This window comes from Paenibacillus shenyangensis, assembly GCF_000346635.1.
GTDB classification, from domain to species: domain Bacteria; phylum Bacillota; class Bacilli; order Paenibacillales; family Paenibacillaceae; genus Saccharibacillus; species Saccharibacillus dauci.
Window position 1 is genome coordinate 261,863 of sequence record NZ_AOIG01000006.1, and the last position, 21,588, is coordinate 283,450.

Annotated in this window: 19 protein-coding genes; 8 read left to right on the forward strand and 11 right to left on the reverse strand. The window is 45.9% G+C overall.

Annotated elements, in window-relative coordinates:
• Nucleotides 1–73 precede the first annotated feature (73 nt).
• Nucleotides 74–994 carry an AraC family transcriptional regulator gene (locus H065_RS0105380; RefSeq protein WP_017812000.1) on the reverse strand — a complete coding sequence of 307 codons (921 nt, stop codon included), beginning with the start codon at nt 992–994 and terminating at the stop codon, nt 74–76.
• Between the two features lie 296 nt (nt 995–1,290).
• Between H065_RS0105380 and H065_RS0105385 the strand changes: the two genes are divergently transcribed.
• Nucleotides 1,291–1,548 (forward strand): Atu4866 domain-containing protein, encoded by a 258-nt coding sequence (locus H065_RS0105385; RefSeq protein ID WP_017812001.1) that lies wholly within the window; start codon nt 1,291–1,293, stop codon nt 1,546–1,548.
• Between the two features lie 219 nt (nt 1,549–1,767).
• On the forward strand, nt 1,768–2,505 hold the full coding sequence (locus H065_RS0105390) for an SDR family oxidoreductase (RefSeq protein ID WP_017812002.1): 738 nt from the start codon (nt 1,768–1,770) through the stop codon (nt 2,503–2,505).
• A 188-nt stretch (nt 2,506–2,693) separates the two neighbouring features.
• Here the strand turns inward: H065_RS0105390 and H065_RS0105395 are convergent, their stop codons facing one another.
• Together H065_RS0105395 and H065_RS0105400 are read right to left on the reverse strand one after the other, a co-directional pair.
• Entirely contained in the window at nt 2,694–3,005 is a 312-nt protein-coding gene (locus tag H065_RS0105395) for a hypothetical protein (RefSeq protein WP_017812003.1), read from the reverse strand.
• A gap of 265 nt (nt 3,006–3,270) precedes the next feature.
• Entirely contained in the window at nt 3,271–4,257 is a 987-nt protein-coding gene (locus tag H065_RS0105400) for a LacI family DNA-binding transcriptional regulator (RefSeq protein ID WP_017812004.1), read from the reverse strand.
• 171 nt (nt 4,258–4,428) lie between these two features.
• Between H065_RS0105400 and H065_RS0105405 the strand changes: the two genes are divergently transcribed.
• A complete protein-coding gene (locus H065_RS0105405) occupies nt 4,429–5,862 on the forward strand; it encodes a glycoside hydrolase family 1 protein (RefSeq protein WP_017812005.1) in 1,434 nt (477 codons plus the stop codon).
• A gap of 694 nt (nt 5,863–6,556) precedes the next feature.
• Here H065_RS0105405 and H065_RS0105410 read toward each other — a convergent pair.
• The 3 genes from H065_RS0105410 to H065_RS0105425 form a co-directional block, all read right to left on the reverse strand.
• On the reverse strand, nt 6,557–7,264 hold the full coding sequence (locus H065_RS0105410; RefSeq protein ID WP_026136041.1) for a cell wall hydrolase: 708 nt from the start codon (nt 7,262–7,264) through the stop codon (nt 6,557–6,559).
• 865 nt (nt 7,265–8,129) lie between these two features.
• Entirely contained in the window at nt 8,130–9,395 is a 1,266-nt protein-coding gene (locus tag H065_RS0105420; RefSeq protein ID WP_017812008.1) for a M20/M25/M40 family metallo-hydrolase, read from the reverse strand.
• 36 nt (nt 9,396–9,431) lie between these two features.
• Nucleotides 9,432–11,249: a S9 family peptidase gene (locus tag H065_RS0105425; RefSeq protein ID WP_017812009.1), complete on the reverse strand. Its 1,818-nt coding sequence runs from the start codon at nt 11,247–11,249 to the stop codon at nt 9,432–9,434.
• Between the two features lie 268 nt (nt 11,250–11,517).
• Between H065_RS0105425 and H065_RS0105430 the strand changes: the two genes are divergently transcribed.
• The gene (locus H065_RS0105430) at nt 11,518–12,402 is read left to right on the forward strand and encodes a helix-turn-helix transcriptional regulator (protein WP_017812010.1); all 885 of its coding nucleotides are present in this window, start codon (nt 11,518–11,520) and stop codon (nt 12,400–12,402) included.
• Here the strand turns inward: H065_RS0105430 and H065_RS0105435 are convergent, their stop codons facing one another.
• Nucleotides 12,403–13,242 (reverse strand): hypothetical protein, encoded by an 840-nt coding sequence (locus H065_RS0105435; protein WP_017812011.1) that lies wholly within the window; start codon nt 13,240–13,242, stop codon nt 12,403–12,405.
• Between the two features lie 221 nt (nt 13,243–13,463).
• Nucleotides 13,464–14,162, reverse strand: coding sequence for an alpha/beta hydrolase (locus H065_RS0105440; RefSeq protein ID WP_017812012.1), 699 nt, complete (start codon nt 14,160–14,162; stop codon nt 13,464–13,466).
• Between the two features lie 161 nt (nt 14,163–14,323).
• Here H065_RS0105440 and H065_RS0105445 point away from each other — a divergent pair, with 161 nt between their 5' ends.
• The 4 genes from H065_RS0105445 (at nt 14,324) to H065_RS0105460 (ending at nt 19,102) form a co-directional block, all read left to right on the forward strand.
• Complete coding sequence (locus H065_RS0105445; RefSeq protein WP_017812013.1) at nt 14,324–15,094, forward strand: exodeoxyribonuclease III; 771 nt, start codon at nt 14,324–14,326, stop codon at nt 15,092–15,094.
• Nucleotides 15,095–15,110: 16 nt separating this feature from the next.
• Nucleotides 15,111–16,352 (forward strand): PstS family phosphate ABC transporter substrate-binding protein, encoded by a 1,242-nt coding sequence (locus H065_RS0105450; protein WP_017812014.1) that lies wholly within the window; start codon nt 15,111–15,113, stop codon nt 16,350–16,352.
• Between the two features lie 134 nt (nt 16,353–16,486).
• Nucleotides 16,487–17,473, forward strand: a complete 987-nt coding sequence (locus H065_RS0105455; RefSeq protein ID WP_017812015.1) for an ABC transporter substrate-binding protein — start codon at nt 16,487–16,489, stop codon at nt 17,471–17,473.
• 282 nt (nt 17,474–17,755) lie between these two features.
• Entirely contained in the window at nt 17,756–19,102 is a 1,347-nt protein-coding gene (locus H065_RS0105460; protein WP_017812016.1) for an amino acid permease, read from the forward strand.
• Nucleotides 19,103–19,177: 75 nt separating this feature from the next.
• Here the strand turns inward: H065_RS0105460 and H065_RS0105465 are convergent, their stop codons facing one another.
• Genes H065_RS0105465 through H065_RS0105475 form a run of 3 tightly spaced genes read right to left on the reverse strand, consistent with a single transcriptional unit; the run spans nt 19,178 to nt 21,562 of the window.
• Nucleotides 19,178–19,909, reverse strand: a complete 732-nt coding sequence (locus H065_RS0105465; RefSeq protein WP_017812017.1) for an ABC transporter permease — start codon at nt 19,907–19,909, stop codon at nt 19,178–19,180.
• A 13-nt stretch (nt 19,910–19,922) separates the two neighbouring features.
• The gene (locus tag H065_RS0105470) at nt 19,923–20,645 is read right to left on the reverse strand and encodes an ABC transporter permease (RefSeq protein ID WP_238557892.1); all 723 of its coding nucleotides are present in this window, start codon (nt 20,643–20,645) and stop codon (nt 19,923–19,925) included.
• Nucleotides 20,646–20,650: 5 nt separating this feature from the next.
• Nucleotides 20,651–21,562, reverse strand: coding sequence for an ABC transporter ATP-binding protein (locus tag H065_RS0105475; protein WP_017812019.1), 912 nt, complete (start codon nt 21,560–21,562; stop codon nt 20,651–20,653).
• Between the last annotated feature and the right edge of the window lie 26 nt (nt 21,563–21,588).

Below are 21,588 nucleotides of genomic sequence, written 5' to 3' on the forward strand. Positions count from 1 at the left end.
AAAGCAACGGCAATGAATCCGATGCGCCCCTGTACGTTTATAACATGCACCGTCTATGATGACGGTGCATGTTTTATATAACTACCGGACATTCACGTAATCGTTTCATATCACTTATCGGCGGAAGACCGAATAACCGGGCATATTCACGACTGAATTGGGAAGGACTCTCATACCCTACACGATAGCCTACTTCGGCTGCATCTGCCGCTTCCGATAACAGTAGACGACGTGCTTCCTGAAGCCGCACCTGCTTTTGGTACTGCAGCGGGCTCATGCCGGTGACTTCTTTGAAATAACGATGCAGTGAAGAACTGCTCATGCTGCCTGCAGCTGCCAATTCCTCGACACGCAGCGGCTGATCGTAGTACTGCTTGATATGCTTGATGACTCCGGCGACGCGCGATGTACTGCTGCCGGTCACTGCCAGCTGCCGCAATATATCTCCCTGTTGATCTTGCCAGATACGATACAGGATCTCCCGGATTAACAGAGGGGCAAGCACCTCAATATGATCCGGCGTCTCCAGCAGTCTGACCAGCCGCAGTATTGCATCGGTCAATCCCAGATCAGTCCGGCTTACACATAGGGCACGCTTGGCCGGTGCGGCGGCAGCCTGAAGTTCCGTCTCTTGCACCATCTCCAGAATCTGTGCAGGGTCCAGAGCCAGCCGGACTGCCAGATAGGGATGATCACGATCAGCTTCGATTACCTGACCCGAAATAGGCAGATCGACCGAGACGAGAAAGTAATCCAGCGGGCCATATTCGTAACTCTCCTGTCCCAGCATCACCTGCTTGCGCCCCTGAGCCACCAGACAAATAGCCGGTTCATAGATCATATGGATCGCATTGGTCACTTCACTGTTACGAATCAGGCTTAGTGACGGAATCTGTGTTGGCTGAATGCCTTCTTGATCAGTTAATCGCTCAATCTCACCCGCCAACTCCTGCAGACGATCGTGGATTCTCTGATCGGTATCCATCATAGTCATATCTATTCCTCCTGTCTACATAGAATACTCGGAATATGAATTTCTCTATCATCCATCCTGTCAATTATCATTTAGCTGTTGAATTCAATTTCTGCTGTAACCATTTTGCGAGTTTCAGGCAAGAATCCGGGCTGATCTTGCTACCGCTTCCTGCTGAATGAGGCACATAATAAAGACATCAGCAAGTGGCAGCACTCCTTATCTTCATACACTGTTTGTATACGATAAGTATATTCTACAAAGCCGTATATCATGCCGCTGCTATTTTAATTATAACCAGCAAAGGAGAGATTACCATGTCCGAACCAACTGTATCGACTCATCCGTATATTGGCATCTGGGTAACCGCAGACGGTTATATCCGTCACGAATTATTACCGGGTGGACGCTATGATGAAACCAGAGGGAAGATTACAAGTGCCTACACAGGTCATTATACAATTACCGGTGATCATATTGACTATGTGGATGATACCGGGTTTACTGCCGATGGTGATTTTCGTGAAGATGTACTTTACCATGCCGGGATGGTTCTTTATCGTGAACAGAACTGACCCTACCCTTGTTTATTGAATAATAGACAACACACTTTATTACTTTCAAAACATTATGTTTTTAGATCAAACCATCCGGGATATGTATCGTACACTGGTTCAACTATGGAACGCTGGCAGATGATTCGTACAAGAAACGCCAGCAGATGATTAGAGATAGTAGCGATTCTGGATATCTTCATATGGGATTTTAAAATATAATTTACTGGAGGAATTATCATGTCTAATCTAAATGGAAAAGTAATTGTTATTACAGGTGCCAGCAGCGGAATCGGAGAAGCAACCGCGCGTCTATTGGCTGCCAGGGGAGCACACGTCGTTCTGGGCGCCCGCCGTACCGAGCGACTGGAAGTCATCACTTCCGAGATCCAGGCTGCTGGCGGATCTGCAGCGTATATGCAACTGGATGTAACGCGGCTGGAGGAAATGGAGCAATTTATACAGTTTGCCGTTCATACTTATGGACAGGTGGATGTGCTATTGAATAATGCAGGAGTCATGCCGCTCTCCGCTCTTGAAGAGATCAAAGTGGAGGAGTGGAATCGTATGATTGATGTCAATATACGCGGTGTACTGCATGGGATTGCCGCAGGATTACCACTTATGAAACAGCAGTCCAACGGCCATTTTATCAATATCGCATCGATCGGGGCTTACAGCGTTACTCCTACAGCAGCAGTCTACTGCGCAACCAAATACGCCGTCAAAGCAATTACGGATGGACTGCGAATGGAGACGGACTCCAATATACGAGTTACACTGATTTCTCCGGGTGTAACAGAGTCCGAATTGGCAGATACCATATCTGACGAACATGCTCGCCAGGCGATGAAAGAATACCGCAGCGTTTCTATCCCTGCATCGACTATTGCTAACGCGATCCTGTATGCGATTGAGCAACCTTCCGAAGTGGACGTAAGCGAGATGATTATCCGCCCGGCTGCCAGCATTCATTAAATGCACAAACAGCACCACTGTACAAACTCGTTAGTGAGCTTGTACGGTGGTGCTTTCTATAAATTCAGACCCTATTTATCTTCACTCATACCATATCTGATTATTATAAAAAGCCCCTGATCCAGGATCGGGGCTTTCTTTTTTATTCCAATCTTGTGTTATGATGCTATGTTGACGTTGTACCTGGTTTAGGAGCGATAGGTTCCGGCTTGCTGCTGCTTGGACCCCTTTTCCTTAAAGGCACGAATAAAGCGTGTAGGGTCTTTGCGAATCGTGTACGAAAATACACCTTTGCTGGTATGCAGATAGAATAATCCTTCGCCTGCTCCCAGTTTACGATAGGACATATCGAATATATCACACAGTGGAAATTCTCTGCGGTGCGTAATCAGACGGTCTTCATACAGCACCATTTCCCGCTCGTCGGTCAGGTATTTCTGCTCGCGATCTGTAATTTCACGCTCGATTTTGTAATAAGGCTGTACGGCGATCTGCTTCACTGCAACCCCTGCCTTCCTCTTCGAGTATTCAGCGCAAGTGGAGCAAACAACATGATACGACGCTGATAGATCATTGTTGTTTTCATTTCTACCAGGCTACAACTTGATCATAAACCCTAATTTATATCGTCTTATTACCCAATTATTCGGACGGAATGTCAGTATGGATAAGCCTTTTTCGAATAAAATTCGGAAATAAGACATTTTTTACACAAATCGCGATTTAAAGAGGTTTGTTTTACATAAGGATTACAAAAAATAGGGCTTAAGTAGTCTGACGTGCAATCAGCTTGTACTGCAGTTTCTCCAGTGGCAGCTGTTGTTCCTGTCCCATCTGCTGCTTGCCAAGCACAGCCCATAATCGATAAAAGGCATGCGTAGCCTGCTCTGCAATCGGATTATAAATAGTCGTAATCCCGAGTGTATGCGCCAGCTCTGTATCATCAAACCCTACAATCGCCAGCTGATCCGGGATAGAGATTGCCTGCTTGTTCGCTTCAGACTGAATACCGATCGCTACATAATCATTGGCGCATAGTACAGCCTGGGGCAGTTCCGAACCGGTAATCAGCTCGCGCAGCGCTTCCTCTCCATCAGTTGGTGTAAATACCGAATACCGATACCAATCTGTTCGCACCGGCAAATGATGATCCCGCATAAACTGCTCATAGGCTTCCCGTCGGCTCTGGGTATTCAAGCTCTCGACCCGGCCAAATAGATTGGCAATCCGGGTATAGCCCCTGGATACCAGATGTTCCAGAGCAAGTCGATATCCTTCTGCCTGATCCATGGCGACGGAAGGAATCTCATCACTGCCCATCCGCTGCCAGGAGACGATAGGTCCATATTCACAGTAAGCTTTGAGCAGCCGGGGTTCATTAACACAGGTGACGATCACCAGCCCATCGACTCTTTTGCTACGCAGGTCTTCAAAAGCGCGCAGTTCATTTTCTTTGTCCCCGCGTGTCGTATATATAATGGTCTGAAAGCCATAATCCATGGCGATATCCACAAATTGATTCAAAAAAGACAGTACAATCTCGTTTGTACTTGCCATTACAATACCGATCTGATTCGTCTGTCCTGTCGACAGGGAGACTGCATTCCGATTGGGTACGTAGTTGAGCTGCTTCATAATATTCAAAATTTTTGCTCTTGCTTCCGGACTGACATGGCGCGAGTGATTGATGACTCGCGATACTGTTGCTCTGGAATAGCCGGATAACCGAATAATTTCATCGAACTTGGACATCGGACTTCCCCTTTTGTCTCTAAATACATACTATACTGTCCTGCCCATTCATGCAGACGGAACCACACTAAAAATTCCCGGTTGACATGTAACCCGTTACAACGATTACGCTTGAAAGGCAGTGCTGCTAACAGTGTAGCACAAAATACCGAAACGAATGGAGTGCTGAACATGAGTGACTCTCAAAATACCACGCTTAATTTCCCGCCGGGATTCCTGTGGGGCGGTGCTATTGCTGCCAACCAGGCCGAAGGCGCTTTTGACCAATACGGCAAAGGCTGGTCCACCCAGGATGTTGCTCCCAAAGGCGTAATGGGGCCAATCACCGAAGCTCCAACTGAAGACAATATGAAGCTGGTCGGGATCGACTTTTACCATCGTTACAAAGAAGATGTGAAGTTGTTTGCTGAAATGGGCTTCAAAGTATTCCGTACGTCGATCGCCTGGTCCCGTATTTTCCCGAAAGGTGATGAATCGGAGCCAAACGAGCAGGGTCTGCAATTTTACGATGATCTGTTCGACGAATGTCTCAAATACGGTATCCAGCCGCTGGTTACCCTGTCTCATTACGAGACTCCGCTGCATCTGTCCAAAGAATACGATGGCTGGGTCAACCGCAAGCTGATCGGTTTTTATGAGCGTTATGCAGAGACGGTATTCCGCCGGTACAAAGATAAAGTCAAATACTGGCTGACCTTTAACGAGATCAATTCTATTCTGGAAGCACCGTTTATGAGCGGCGGCATCTATACGCCCAAAGATCAGCTGAGCAAGCAGGATCTGTATCAGGCGATCCATCATGAACTGGTAGCAAGCGCTTCGGCTGTGAAGCTCTGTCATGAGATCATTCCGGATGCACAGATTGGCTGTATGATCCTGAGCATGCCCACCTACCCGCTGACACCTAATCCGGATGATGTAATTGCCGTGATGAAGTCCGAGCACAAAAACTACTTCTTCGGAGATGTGCATGCACGCGGTAAATACCCAGGCTACATGAAGCGTTACTTCCGCGAAAATGGCATTGAGATCAAAATGGAAAGCGGCGACGAGGAAATGCTGCTGAATACGGTAGATTTTATTTCCTTCAGCTATTATGTCAGCATCTGTGAAACTGCCGATGAGAGCAAAAAGCATTCCGGTCAGGGCAACCTGTTCAGCGGCGTACCGAACCCTCATCTGGAAGCCAGCGAATGGGGATGGCAGATTGATCCGCAAGGTCTGCGTTATGTACTAAATATGTTCTATGATCGCTACCAGAAGCCGCTATTTATCGTGGAAAATGGTCTGGGCGCTGTCGATGAACTGATCACTGGTCCGGATGGAGAAAAAACCGTCGAAGACGATTACCGCATCCAGTACCTTAATGATCATCTGGTACAGGTAGCCGAAGCGGTAGAAGACGGCGTAGAGGTTATGGGCTTCACTTCCTGGGGCTGTATCGATGTAGTCAGCGCCTCTTCTGCCCAGCTCAAAAAACGCTATGGTTATATCTATGTGGATCGTCATGATGACGGATCAGGTACATTGGAACGTTATCGCAAAAAATCTTTCCACTGGTACAAAGAAGTTATCAGCACGAATGGCAAAAGTCTGAAACGCTGATCTTTTCTAATGAAGTGTACCTTTTATCGGACATGATGCTAATTAGTTGCTATTTTGAAGGGCATCATATTTAACGAAGTACACTTTGTGAGGGCATGATGTCTAAATGATTGTCCTTTTAATCGAAAGCTATGTTTTTCTTAGATGAATTAAGTATCTATTTTTGCTTAAATATAGTCGCCTTATTGGTCTGATGTAATGTTTTTCTCTGATTGCACTAAAATTACCAGAGTATATTCATCTTTCTGCCAGACTTTCAGCGGGAACAAGAATCTGTTCCATATCAAGCCATCAGAATCAAACGGAACAGGATTCTTGCTCTTGCTGAACATCAAGCAGATGAATGATTAATATCCGGTAAGATAAAAAAGGAATCATGGGATTTGCATTTGTACACATCGATACGATCAGCTTCAGACAGAGAGATCGCCAAAGCTGTATAGCGAAGCGGAACTGATGATAGAGCCGAATAACAAGCTATAGCCCAAGAAAAATATAACTGAAAAGCTGGACACCGTGTTAGCAACCACAGTGTCCAGCTTTTTTCATATTCCTTCAGCAGCACAGATATATCATGGGTAATCTATACGTTTCCCTGTAACTTCTTTAATTTACACATATATAAAAGCCCTATACGCAGAGTACCCTTACAACCTGCGGATAGGGCTTTTGAAATCGGGAATCAACCCAATAATTAGTTCGTAAAGATATGTTGTCCTACGGTAATAACAGCCGGACGTCTCATACTCCACTGCGATGTCGCAATCCGTGGATTGTAATAATACAGCGATCCATTAGTCGGATCGACACCACGAAGTGCCTGGCGTGCTGCATTATATGCGCTCTGATTAGGCTTGAGGTAATACTGTCCGTCTGCTACTGCGGTAAATTGTCCCTGCTGCATCACTACATCCCAGATCGTATTCGGGAATTGACTGGATTGAACACGATTCAGTACGACTGCGCCTACTGCTACCTGTCCACGGAAAGATTCCCCACGGGCTTCGCCGTAAATGATATGAGCCAGAATATTCACAGCTTCCTGATCGTTCACGTGATAACCGGTCACACGGTTGCTGCTGGAACTGCTCACATTTGCACTCGCAGTTACAATTCCGCTTCGTTTACCACCAAGCTTGGACAGTGTAGCAGGGCCAGCGACACCATCTGCACTAAGTCCGTGTGCACGCTGAAATTGTTTTACTGCCGAAGTGGTGATACTTCCATAATATCCTGTTGTATTCGCATGAAAGAACCCGTGCTCGGCAAGCTGCCGTTGTAATTGAACGACATCTCCACTTCTCATGCCCTGAGTCAGGACAGCAGCGTCTGCGGGTGACGCCATTAGTGTAATGCCTAGAGCACAGGCACAGGATACTATAAAAGCGGGTAGTTTTCTCATAGTTCGTTATTACCTCCATTTTTTGAATAGTCGGCTAAGACCATAATATTGGCTATATGCCCTATTACTGTCGTTCCGGTTATGCGGGTACTCTGGTATGGAACTATATTATTAGGTATCGGTATCTGACCCGGTATAAATAAATAGCTCCTTTGAGTCGCGTTGTTCCGTTCAATGTCACCCTGCTTCAAACAAGGAAATAGATAACGCATTACAAAAATGTAACCAGGTAAACACATGAACAATAAACATATTGGTAGCAGTATAGCATACCTTTTGGCTGACATCACCATGCCACGGACCCATAATATATGATTAAATCAAGCTCCACAGGGTAGTTTCCAGATTTATAAGATTTAAACTGGGTCATATGTTTTAAGTTTATGTGACTTTTGGTAACCAGCTTCACCATTAATATATTTCATTTTTGTCACCAAATCAAGCCGAGTATGTAGGATATGCCAACTATGACATAGTCTTAAAGAAGTATTTTTTATGATTTATAAAAAGGATTACTTTGTCCTGTTGATGCCGCTCATTAGCAGTATTACTACTAAAATAATAGGTCACTGGGAATTCCAATTTTCTAAAATACAGTATTTGATTATGCATCAGGATATGTCTCTGATTGTGTTACCATCTGATCAAGACTATATCGATATCACATAAATAACTGTGTTTGAAAAAGAATTACCAGTATACCATTCTTGCTCACAACCTGCAAAATGTAGACTTATTTCGCTACCAAATATTAGTTTACACAAATAATCAGACTTTTGATTTTACTTTTACGTTCGCTGTTGATTGACTTTTACTTTTACCTTTTGCTTTTTACCTTTTTGCTTTTTTACTTGCCTGCTTTGTCTTATTTTTGTTTGGAAATTAGCAAAGGCGGTGTTATACCTTCTACTCCAAGTAGCCCCAGCATCACAAGGAATACATATTGCGCTCCACGATAAGCACCTGCAGGGTCAAAATATTCTTCAAGTGTATGCATGCCTCCATATTCTCCGCCGCCGCCAAGTGTAACCGCTGGAATACCAAGACTGATCGCTACATTGGAATCCGTACTGCTTGCATCTTCCAGTTCCGGTTCCAGTCCCATCGCACGATTCGCAGCTGATGCCGCCTGTACAATTGCAGCATCAGACCCCTGTTCTCCTGCTGGCCGGTCACCGACCAGTTCCAATTGAACTGTCAGCTCATTTTCACGGTTCCAGCGGGTGTTTTCGGCTTCAGCTGCTTTTTGGATAATATTCAATGCCTGCTGCTCCAATTCTGCCAATGCTTGTGCAGAATTGGAGCGCATATCGAGCAGCAGCGTCGCATGCTCCGAAATCGTATTGACGGATGTACCTCCTTCTACTACCCCTACACTAAAAGTAGTCTTCGGTTCAGCAGGCGTACGAATCTCCGAGATTCCAGCAATAGCACGTCCCAGCGCATGAATAGGGTTCGGAATACCAAAATCAGCAAAGCTATGACCACCGGTACCGTGGAAAGTTACTCTGTATCTTTTGCTGCCGGCAGCCAGGTAGGTAATCTTCTCCGGGGCTCCCGGTTCTACCGAAATGAATCCATCGATATCACTGCGACCTGCAAATAATGCTTTGACTCCGCGCAGATCGCCCAGACCTTCTTCACCGACTGTTGCCCCAATAATCAGGTTACCTACTGTATGAATACCGGTGTGCTGAAGCGCTCTGGCTATGGTCAGTACAGCAGCGAGACCACGCCCGTCATCCGCAATACCCGGTGCATAGATACGTCCGTTTCTGTGCTTGGCCTGAACATCGGTACCGGCAGGAAAGACGGTATCCAGATGTGCACATACAACCAGAGTAGGACCACTGCCACTGCCAGAACGAAGACCGAATACATTACCTGTCTCATCTACCATAACATCCTGAATGCCATACTCCTCCAGCTTGCGCTTATATACCGCTCCTTTGGCTGCTTCGGCAAATGTTGGTGCTTCGATCTCTGTAAGTTGAATCTGTTCTTCAATCGTTCGATCATGATCCTGTTCCAGAAACTGCAATCCGGCTTGTACCTGTACATCAGCCATAAGCTGCTCATAGATCTGTCCCACCTGTGCGGATATAACAGGATGATTGATTGGTTTATTCATATATTCCGCCTCCTTTGTCATTCAAATATGGTCTACTTAGCGCAAATGATCATTGAAAAATTCAACAGTTTTGCGGTGCATGGTAATATGATTCTCCAGTCGTTCTGTCTGATGTCCTTCATCTTCAAAAACAATCAGCTCTACCTGTTGATTACGCTCCTTCATATCATGTACCAGCTGCTCGGCTTCACTGACCGGTACGCGGGTATCATTGCGTCCATGAAATACAAGCAGTGGTGCTGTAATATTGGCCGTATGATGCAGTGGAGCGATATCATCGAAAAAGTCACTGTGTTCTGCCAGCGAACCATATTCACATTCACGCAGCCGGCGACGCCAGGCACCTGTATTTTGCAGCAGTGTTTTGAGATTGGAGATACCGACAATATCTACCCCTGCAGCCCACAGCTTGGGATAATGAGTGATCGCAGCCAGTACCATGAAACCGCCATAACTACGTCCCATAATGCCGATTTTCTGGGGATGAACACCGTGGTCACGAATAAGTGCTTTTACAAGCCAGGCAAGGTCCTGCACCGAATCCATCCGTTTGCGGGCATCATCCAGCTGGATGTAGGTTCTTCCATAGCCGCTGCTTCCGCGTACATTGGGAGCGGCTACGACGAATCCCTGCTGTACCAGATACTGCATAACCGGATGGTATTCCGCTTTGGTCTGTCCTTCCGGACCACCATGTACATAGATGACTGCTGCCTTCTCTCCACTGGGTACAGACTGCTGATCATACAGGAAATAAGGCACCGACAGATCGTCAAATGAATCATAACGATATAGCTTTGGCTGTTTCCACAATGATCCCACTGTGTCGGAATGTCCTATTCGTGTAAGTCGAACCAGCTCTTTATTCAGACGGTTATACCGCCAGATATCGCCAGGCATTACCGGAGAACGCAGTGCAAAGATCAATTCGTAATCGTTCAACCAGGAAAGGGAATCGACTACACCTTCCGGCAGTACCTCGATCATTTCACGTTCGCCTGTATCCGGACGCAGCAGTCCCAGTTTGGATATCCCATCCTCATTAACACTAAAAGCCAGCATCGTCTGATCCGGTGTTAAAGCAATCTCTTCGATATCCCAACCCGATATGCCCAGCAGCTTGTGCAATTGTTCCGGCTGCTCCCATGTAAACCGGGCAATATATAGTGTCTCTTCACCAGCATCCGTCAGTACATAGCCTGCACGTCCCTGATCTGCCGTGAGTATGGATTCATAACGTGCCAGATTCGAATTCGATCCAAGACGAATACGTATACCTGATTGGATATCCAGCAAATAAATACCACTATCCAGATTCGTCTCTTGAATACGAACCAGCAGATGCTCATGATCTACCCAGCCAAGCGGTACACAATTACCATCATACTGAAAAATAGTCCGCACTTCTCCGCTATCTACTTCAATAACATCAATATCAAAAAAGGCCGGGTCTCTTCGATTGCTTGAATAGGATAACAGTTGGCCATCTGGAGACCAACCACCAATATGGTGAAAATGTTCCAGCGATTGCACCAGTGGAACCAACGAGTCGCTACTTGCTTTTGGTAGAGTGGATTCATTCAGCAGATGCATAATGTACAGCTGCTGTTTCTCATTACCATGATGATCCATTCCTACTACAGCACGATCTCCCAGAGGGCTATACTTTACGCTCAAAATTCGGTCTTCCGCTTCTACTACAAGCCGGGATGTACCGGAATCATCCAGTGTCCATAATTGCGGAATGCCCGTCATTTTGGAAAAGTACGTCCAGCTATTTCTGCCGGGTATCGCAATCGGATGATACGCAGAGTGAACAGTCAGATAATCCATCAGCATAGTGTCAGTACTCATTTTGGGTAACCTCCTGAATATGTACGTTAGCCCCATCTTACCCCTGACAACTGGCGGTTACAACTATACGTGTCTATTAGCAGCTTTTGTATAGTGTGTTTTTCAAGTTTCAGATAGGACATAATGTTTAGAACAGGACGCCCTTCTATGTCTTCGTGTACTTCTTTGCTGGACATTATTGATGTTAAAAAGACCCTCAAGACCGCAAAAATGATCAAAAATCTATTTTCCCTGTCTGGTATTCTAATTGTAGAAAGGAGGGATAGCATTGATCAAGAAAACGATTATTCAGAGCAGTATTGAATATATAGAGAACCATCTGCTGGAAGAACTGACACTTGAGCAGATTGCAGCTTATGCAGGCTTTTCTCCTTATCACTTTCACCGTTTGTTTCGCCGAACCACAGGTATGAATATTGCTGATTATATAAGGCAGCGCCGTCTCAGTCAGGCTTCAGTATTGCTTCTACACTCCCATACTCCCATTTTGGATATTGCGCTGCACTGTCATTTCGAGAGTCAGGAAGCTTTTACCCGTTCATTCAAAAAAATATACGGACTTCCTCCCGGCCGCTATCGTCAGGTCTTTGCTTCCCTCTCACCCTATCTGGATAAAGGAGAGTCAATAATGGATACTACTTCACCGATCAAGGGCTGGTTCCTGAGTGGAACCGATACTCCGCATTATGAAATTGGTCTGGATCATCATACTGTGCATACCGGCAGCACTGCTGCTTATCTCAAATCGATTCATCCCGTTGAACCATTTGCATTTGCCACATTGATGCAGGAATTCAGAGCAGATCATTATACAGGTAAACGAATACGCTTTTCGGGCTTTGTCAAAACCAGTAATGTTCATCTTGCGTGCGGATTATGGATGCGGGTCGACGGTGCCGATCAGCAGATTCTGCAATTTGATAATATGAATAACCGGCCTATTTCGGGTGATACAGACTGGAATCACTATGCTATTGTGCTGGATATTCCCCAGACAAGCGAGATAATTCTGATCGGCATACTTCTTACCGGTACAGGCCATGTCTGGGTAGATGGATTCCGCTTCGAAGAAGTTGATCATAGCATTCCGGTTACCAATTTGGAGCCAGAGAGAGAGCTGTCGAATGAGCCGCTGAATCTGGCTTTTGAATAGCTATAATCGGGATTCTGCTGTTTTGATAATCGTCGTAATCTGCTGCTCCCAGTTGTACATTTTTTGCTGGGATGCATGGATTGCTCCAAGCTTGTTATAGACGACTGTCAGATAGGCAGCTGCACTGATCGCATCTCCTCTTTTGACAGCTGCATGATAGCTTTTCCGTGCAGCAGAACGGCTTTTTTTGTAGGTAGAAATGATTTTATTTTCGGCAGTGATCTGTTTTTTGACCGTCTGTACAGGAGCTAACGCTTCTTTGACGGTCTTTTTGCGTGCTGCTGTTTCTTTTCTTGCCTGGGTGAGAGCTGCTTTCTTTTGTTTAATTTCAGTGCGGGCAGCAGTAACCTCGGCTTTCATTTTGTTGCGTTTGAGACTGATTACTTCGACTTTTTTGGTGTTTTTTTGCTTGCGAGCTGCGGCTGCCTGTTTACCAAGCTCTCCATACTCCGAGAATAAGGGAGCATATTTCTGTTCAATTTGCGTAACTGCTGTTTTGAGAGCAGCTAATTTGGCTTTATCTATGTCTTTGATTCTGGCATTGACGATTTGAAGGCGGCTGTTATTCTGCTTACGCAGAGTCTGGGTCTGCTGATTCTCTAGCTGGATCACGGACTCCAGCGAAGCAACTCCATCATATACGGCTTCTATGCCGTTTACAGCTGTAGTCCAGTTATCTGCATACGCATGCCCGGCAGGCAAAAGCGAAGTCAGCAGGATTAACGTTAATCCTATCGATAGCAGCCCCGACCTCCAATGTGTAGAAAATCTTTTTCTTTTCACGATGGTTGTTGTTCTTTCTTGATTAGCGATTGTATTGCTTGAATGGGTGCTGTTCATTATGTATTCCTCCTATGATATGTTTGGCAGGCAGACAACAAAAAAAGCACCTCCAGAAACAGCATATAGCCTGTTTCTGCGAGGTGCTTCACCCGCACAACATATTGAATTTGTTTTTAATATAGCGGATGCGATGAGGTCTGTCAATCCATTTATACGAACATGCATTCTTTTTTCGGTTACTATGTAATCTGGCTATGCTTCATAGCATCTTGATCTACTTATCTTTTTCCTGCAGCATTTTGATCAGATGCATGACGACAGATCCACTCGTATACGGCGTTAAATAATTCGGATGGGTCTTTGCAGTGACAGACCAAGTGTCCGCTATCCGCTATGACCAATAGGTGTTTGTTATTTTCCCCCATTTGTAATTGATTATATAAATAGGTGCCACTGTGCGGTTTGACCAGATGATCTTGTTCAGCCTGAACAATGAATACCGGTGTATTTATCTGCTTGTAAATCCTATGCGAAGCATGGACTATTTTATAAAATTCTCGCGTCGCCTGTGGAGGAACCTGCCATAGATTACGCCAGTATGCACGAACCATATGCGGTTGTATCAGCGTCTTCATAATTTGCCGTGGATTCAGTGGAAAGACGGGCGCAGACAACAGCGTGAGTGTCCGAATCCGATTCGGATAACGTATGCTCAGATGGGCAGCAATAAGTGCTCCGGTCGAGAAGCCGATCAGATGGACATATTCATGCTGTTCCAGCAGCTCCTGAAGCTCCTGATCCGCTCCAGCTATCCAGTCCTGGTAGCTCACATCCATCATATCTTTTCTTGTGCCGCCGTGTCCTGCCAGTATAAATGTTTTGGTGATACATTTCCTTTCTGCCAAATAGGCGCGCAGTGGTTCGACCTCATGCGGTCCTCCAGTGAAGCCATGGATCAGCAGACATATGCTACTCATCTGTTCCTCCTTTTCGCAGTCGTGGTACACTGATAGTATGCTATTCAGCAAGCAAAGCTTGATGATCTGCTTCTATGCAGGCTGTTCATGCTCTGCTTGTTTGATTGTGTGCTGCTACATATCGATTATTCCATTATGACCCCTAAGGAGATTATACACCAATGAAGCTTGTATCATGGAACGTCAATGGCCTGAGAGCTGCTGTCAAAAAAGGATTTAATGATTATTTCGACCGTGTGGATGCCGATATTTTCTGCATTCAGGAAACCAAATTGCAAGCCGGTCAGATCGAAATTGATCATGGTGGAGCATATGAGCAGTACTGGAATTATGCACAGAAAAAGGGCTATTCCGGTACAGCCGTATTTACCCGCATCAAACCATTATCTGTCCACTATGGACTGGAGGAAAATTATGAAGAGGAAGGCCGCATGATTACGCTGGAGTACGAGGGATTTTATCTGGTCAATGTCTATACCCCCAATGCAAAGCGCGACCTGCTGAGACTCCCCTACCGACTGGAGTGGGAAGACCGATTCCGCCTCTATGTACTGGAGCTGGACAAGCACAAGCCCGTCATTATTTGCGGAGATCTGAATGTCGCCCATCAGGAGATTGATCTCAAAAATGCCCGCTCCAATATAGGCAATTCGGGATTCACCCATGAAGAGCGTGGCAAAATGACCCTCCTGCTGGAATCGGGATTTATTGATACTTTCCGGCATTTTTATCCCGATCGCGAAAATATGTACAGTTGGTGGTCTTATATGGCCAAAGTACGCGAGCGCAATATTGGTTGGCGGATTGACTACTTCCTCGCTTCCTCCCGGCTGACACCGGTACTGATTGATGCGCAGATCGACTGTCAGATTATGGGCAGTGATCATTGTCCGGTAATTCTGGAAATGAAGAATCCGTCACTGCTTTCTTAACAAAGGAGAACTATTCATGGAACGCGTAATGACTACGATTGGACTCGCCTTATTGGGGTTGGCAGGTTGTGTTTTTGCAGGGATAATCGGAACGATCGTGATCGGATTTACAAGTGATCACCCTCTTTTCTACACCGTTATTTTTTATATCATACTGCTTATTCTGGAGATTGCTTTTATTCTTTCTTCTTTCGAGAACATACTGCATCATCCACTATTCAATTGGCTTCTGGTTGTCTGCCTGGCAGGATGCATCGTAGCTACAGCCAGTTACAAAGGCTATACCCTTTATGATCAAAGTATGGTCGCTGTCAGTGTGCAGGATATTGATCTACAGCAATACCAACCTTTCCAGACAGAGCAGCAGCCAAGTCGGGTCGCTTCTTTGGGACGAACTTCTTCCTATCATCTGGACAAAGGGACAAAGTTGCCCCGTCTGGATGGAGCAACAGCTCTGTATCCGGTCTATTCTGCCTTTGTCCAGGCCGTCTATCCGCGTGCTGTCTATGATCCACATGAGCAAAAAAGTGCCGTACAAGGCAACGGTACCGGGCCCGCATACGAACGACTAATCGCTGGCAATACAGACATGATCTTCGCTGCTGCTCCTTCCAGCGGACAAGAGCAGCTGGCCCGGCAAAATGATCTTGAACTGCAGTTGACACCTATTGGCAAGGAAGCATTTGTATTCTTTGTGAGCAAGGATAATCCGGTTACGAATCTGACTTCTGAGCAGATCAAAGAGATTTATAGCGGCAAAATTACCAACTGGCAGCAGGTAGGCGGCAAAAATGAATCGATCCAGGCTTTCCAGCGGCCAGAGGACAGCGGCAGCCAAGCCATGCTGCGCAGGTGGATGGGCAGCGAACAACCGATGAATCCGCCAACCGACAGTGTGGCTTCAGGTATGGGCGACATTATGGAAAAAGTCGCTTCGTATCGAAACTATAACAATGCGATCGGCTACTCTTTTCATTTTTTTGCTACGACGATGAATCCCAATTCGGATATTCGACTGCTGGCGGTCGATGGTGTTTACCCGGATTCCAAAAGTATAGCAAATGGTACGTATAAGCTGATTGCTCCTTTCTACGCAGTTACTGCACATCAATCATCCAAAGGTACCGATGATTCATCAAACAAGAAAGCGAAAGTATCCAGCAATCCAAATATTCAACCTTTACTGACCTGGATTCTTTCCCCGGAAGGCCAAGAATTGATAAGAAAGACAGGATATTTCCCTTTACCGTCTCAATAAATAGTCATTATTTCGTAGAATTATCTACTTGATAATAATTCTCATTTATTCTGGAAATGATGTATACTGTACCTAATGCTTGACTTGGGTATACAACCAACATGAGCAAACATCAAATCTGGAGGGAATTACATATGTATCGTTTTAACAAACCATTCGGAACGGCTGCTCTGCTTCTGTCTGTAGTACTTGTTACAAGCGCCTGCTCATCTTCAGCACCCGCCACTACTCCATCTTCAACCGGTAATGAAGCAGCTGTTCCTGCAGATACGGCTGCAGCGGAACGCACAATAAAAGACAGTATGGGACATGAAGTGAAGATTCCTGCCAATCCGCAGCGTATTATCGCTTCCTATCTCGAAGATCCACTCGTTGCACTTGGCGTCACTCCTGTAGCACAGTGGTCGATCGGCAAAGGCGATGTCCAGGATTATCTGCAAGACAAGCTCAAAGGTGTCCCTGCTATCTCTTCCGAATTACCGTATGAAGCTGTTATTAATTTCACACCTGATCTGCTACTGATGGACAGTGCAGAAATGGTCGCAGGCGAAAAATATAATCAATACGCCCAGATTGCTCCTACCTATGTTGTCGGCAACGCACAGAACAACGACTGGCGCGAAGAACTGAAAAGTGTCGGTAATGCACTTGGCAAAAGCGATCAAGCCGAGCAAGTGCTGGCGGATTATGAGGCCAAAGCCAAAAATGCCAAACAGCAGCTGCAGCAGGCAGTCGGTACCAAATCAGCTGCTGCCATCTGGATCAGCGGCAAAAGTATCTTTATCGTCAACCAGGATCTGTCTAGCGGGGATGTCATGTACAAAGATCTGGGCATGAGTGTACCTGAAGTCGTCAAAAAAGCCTCTGCCAGCAGCAAAGCCAACTGGAGCTCCCTATCCCAGGAAAGCCTTTCCGAGCTGGATGCCGATTATCTGTTTGTTATTATCAAGGATGGTGAATCTCCGGAAAATCATATTAGTCCGGAAGTATGGAACAGTATACCAGCTGTTAAAGCAGGACATGCGTATACGATGAGTCTGGATTCCAGCTGGTTATACACCGGCCCGATCGCCAACTCGATGATTATCGATGATATTATGAAAAACGTAGCCGCCAATTAATTTATAAAATCGATTTATCCAACCGCCTTAACCTGCATTCTCGGTAGATTACAGTACGCAAACCTGTAATTTACCGGATAATGCCCAGGTTAAGGCATTTTTTATTTGTTTTTAGGGTGCGTCGTATCTATTCTCTATCTCTTGACCCTATCCAAATAACATCTCATTCAAAAAGATACCTAGCCAGCATTGAATTTCATATCGAAAATGCCGATTATAAGTTAGTATAGATAAATACACTGGAGTGGTTTAAAGCAGTATCACACTGAGGAGGACTTACGCTTGAAAGCAAATGAAGAAGCATCATTACAGAAAAAGCTCCGTCCACGGCATATTACGTTTATGGCAATGGGCGGTGTTATCGGAACAGGTATCTTCAAAGGTAGTTCCGAAACGATCAACCTCGCAGGACCTGGAGTTATTCTCTCCTATGTATTTGCAGGTCTGCTCCTGCTGGTCGTTATGGGAGCCATTGCAGAGATGGCGACGGTTTATCCCAACAAAAACATGAAAGACTTTATTTCTCTGGCTTACGGGCAACGGCTCGCTTTTATTGTCGGTTGGCTGTACTGCTTTATGTGGCTTGCCGTATGTGTGATTGAAGTCATCGCTGCCGGCAGCTTTTTGCAGTTCTGGTTCCCTGATGTACCACTGTGGACGCTCAGTCTGGCCAGTGCTGCCTTTATTTTACTGGTTAATACGATGAGCGTCGGACGATTGGGTGAGCTTGAATTCTGGCTCGCCGGAATCAAAATTGCGATGATTATCATCTTTATCGTACTGGGCGGCTGTCTGCTGTTCGGTATTATCCCGGGTAGCAGCCCTGCTCCTTATTTGAGCAACTTTACAGCCCACGGTGGATTCCTGCCGAATGGCTGGGCCGCGATTCTGTCGGCACTGCTTGTTGTTACCTTTTCATATGGAGGTTCAGAACTGATCGGTCTGACACTGACCGAGACGCCTGATGCAGATAAAGTACTGCCAAAGATCGTGAAAAGCTTTATTTTGCGGGTTGTGCTGTTCTATACCCTGCCGATTCTGATCATCTGTGGATTGATCCCGTGGAATCAGCTGAGTGACCAGACCAGTCCGTTTGTACAGGTACTGACAGCAACCGGACTTCAGGGTGCCGCTCATATTATGAACTTTATTCTCGTTACAGCAGTCCTGTCTGCTGCCAATTCCGGGATTTATGGAGCCACCCGGATGCTGCACTCCATGGCGACCAGCAATGAAGCCCCTGCCATGTTGGCCAAAACGTCCAGCCGCGGTGTACCGGTAAACAGTCTGATTCTATGTGCTGTAGTCCTGCTGCTCGGCTCATGGCTTGCCTATGTAGCTCAGGATCAGGTATTCGGTATTTTGATTGCTGTACCTGGCTTTGTTGTACTGCTCGTCTGGATCAGCATCTGTTTGTCCCAGCTCAAGCTGCGCAAAAGTTATCCAATCCAGCCTTCATTCCGCATTTGGGGATATCCGTACATCTCCGGACTGACAGCCATCTGCCTCAGTGTAATTGCTGTATTGTTCCTGTTTGATGCGAGCAACCGGATTAGTATTGGGGCATGCGTTATTTTCCTCATCATTCTGTTCATCAGCTCGCTCTTTAAGTTCCGCCGTACAACCTAAAACAAATATAATTGTCTAACCACTCAAAAAAGCCTGTTCTCCGTCACAGAGAGAACAGGCTTTTTATATTATATTTCATACTATATCCCTGCGACGAAAACCCATTATTCCTATCAGGAAAACCAGCAGCGTCAGCATGACAATAACTATATTCATCATCCCGGCTTGTCCATTATCCAGACCCAGACGTGAACCCAGCATGAGTACAACCGGATATGTCCATGGGTCCAGTAGCCAGAACTGTTCGGAGTTGGCTACCAGAATAGAAGGTACACTCATAATAATACCTAAAGCCAGAGGTATTCCTACATGATTAAAACGTACACTGATCTCATATTGAATCATAATAACAGGAAGTGAAGCGAGAAAGCAGCCTGCCATTTTCCGGGAAATTTCTTCCCACGGAATACTGCTACCTGCTCCTGCAACTAATCCACCCAGCACCACACTGCTGCCAAAAGCCAGCATGCTGATTAAAATATACAATATTCCTACTGCTAGTTTGGCTATGTATACACCTGATCTGGATACCGGACGAGCCAGCATATACTTCCAGCCACCCTGTACGTGATCAACGCGCGCCACCATGGCCATAATAACGGCAATCAATAAAGGATAGAGAAAAGAAGGATAAAAAATAAAGGTCTGCTCCATAATGACCTCCCATGCTTCTCTCGTCCAGATTTGCCTGTAACGAATAAAATTCTGAACTCCCTGAAACACCATAAACAACGGAGCGATCCCCACAAGCCAGAGAAGCCGCGTCCGTCTCATCTTTTGTAACTCATATTGAAATAAGCGAATCATACACTCTCTCCTCTCAATGGATATCCCGCTGTCTGAATTCTACCAATCCGGCGATCAGCAGCAGCGGTCCTGCGACTAGCCCTGTTGTGATTGCCAGCCATTGATCCTCATTGTCTACTGTCATAGTGAACAAGGCCGACGCATAAGGAACAAATCGCATCATCTCGGACTGGGCAAAAAATAAAGCTCCCATACTTCCCGAGAAACCGATAGCCATCCCGTACAGTGGATTAGCTAATCTCGAACTCAGCCAGTGCTGTAGACTCACTACTCCCAAGGCTGCAATACACAGATTGATACCATATCGTATATATTGACCCAGAGGAAATGGCTCCGAAAAGTGCAAAATCATACCGGTCATATACATGAAAATCAGCAGTAAGCCTGCCGCTAAACAGGATAATAGCCAGATCAGAAGCCACTTGGCTGTATATACAGATAACCGGGTGACCGGTAGCGCCAACAGATGCTTCCAGCCCTGATCGGTATATTCCCGATAATGAACCAGCGCTGCGATCAGTGTAATACCTATCGGATAAAAGAGTGCCCATATCATGAATCCTTCCTGCATTAGCAGTTCCCATGAACTAAGGTTCGGGTGTCTGCCGCTCAGATAGCTATACCTCAGATACAGATCCACCCACATCATACCGGCAAACATCAAAGGCCCACCAACTACAATCCATGGAAGTAATCCACGCCGCTGTTTGAGCCATTCCGTATACAGCACTCTCATAAAATTCACAGGCTGTCGGCTCCTTTCGTCATTTCCAAAAAGATATCTTCCAGCGAGCGACCTCCTATACTCAGATGCGACACTTCGATATTATGGCTCACCAGCCTCCGATTAATTACCGATGCTTCTGCAGGATCTGTCATAATATTCATGCCATGATCCGCTTTCTCTACCAGGTATCCCCAATCCCTCAGACAATCTATCGTCTGCTGCATCGGTTCGGCAGACAACTGCACAAAAGGATGACCTTTTCTCTGCAGTTCGGACATTTCTCCCTCAAAAAGTAAACGTCCGGTATGAATAATACCAACACGAGTGGCGACCCGTTCAATCTCCCGGAGAATATGACTGGAAATAAATACAGTAATCCCATGCTGCCGGGGCAGCTGTACAATTAGTTCCCTGATCTCCTGAATACCTGCCGGATCCAGTCCATTAGTCGGCTCATCAAGTATGAGCAATCTGGGATTACCGAGCAGTGCCTGTGCTATACCCAGACGTTGTTTCATCCCTAGTGAATAAGTCCGCGCCAATTTGTGCTGTGCCTGGCTGAGGCGTACGATATCCAGCACACGATCCACCTCGGTTTCCGGGATCCGCAGCAGTGTACAAGTCAGCTTCAGATTCTCTCTGCCTGTCAGATGCCCATAGTAGGAAGGTGCTTCTACCATCGAACCAACTTGCCGCAAAATGAAAGACCTGTGCCGAGGCAGCTCCCGATCAAATATGCGAATACTGCCGGCGCTGGGACGTATTAATCCCAGCAGCATACGAATAGTGGTTGTCTTGCCGGCTCCATTGGGACCAAGAAATCCATAGACTTCGCCTTCACGCACATGCAGTTGAAGCTGATCGACCGGTATGAATTTCCTGTAGGCTTTGGTAAGTCCCTGTGTCTCCATGATCCATTCACTCATTTTTTCTGCTCCTTTATATCGGGTTG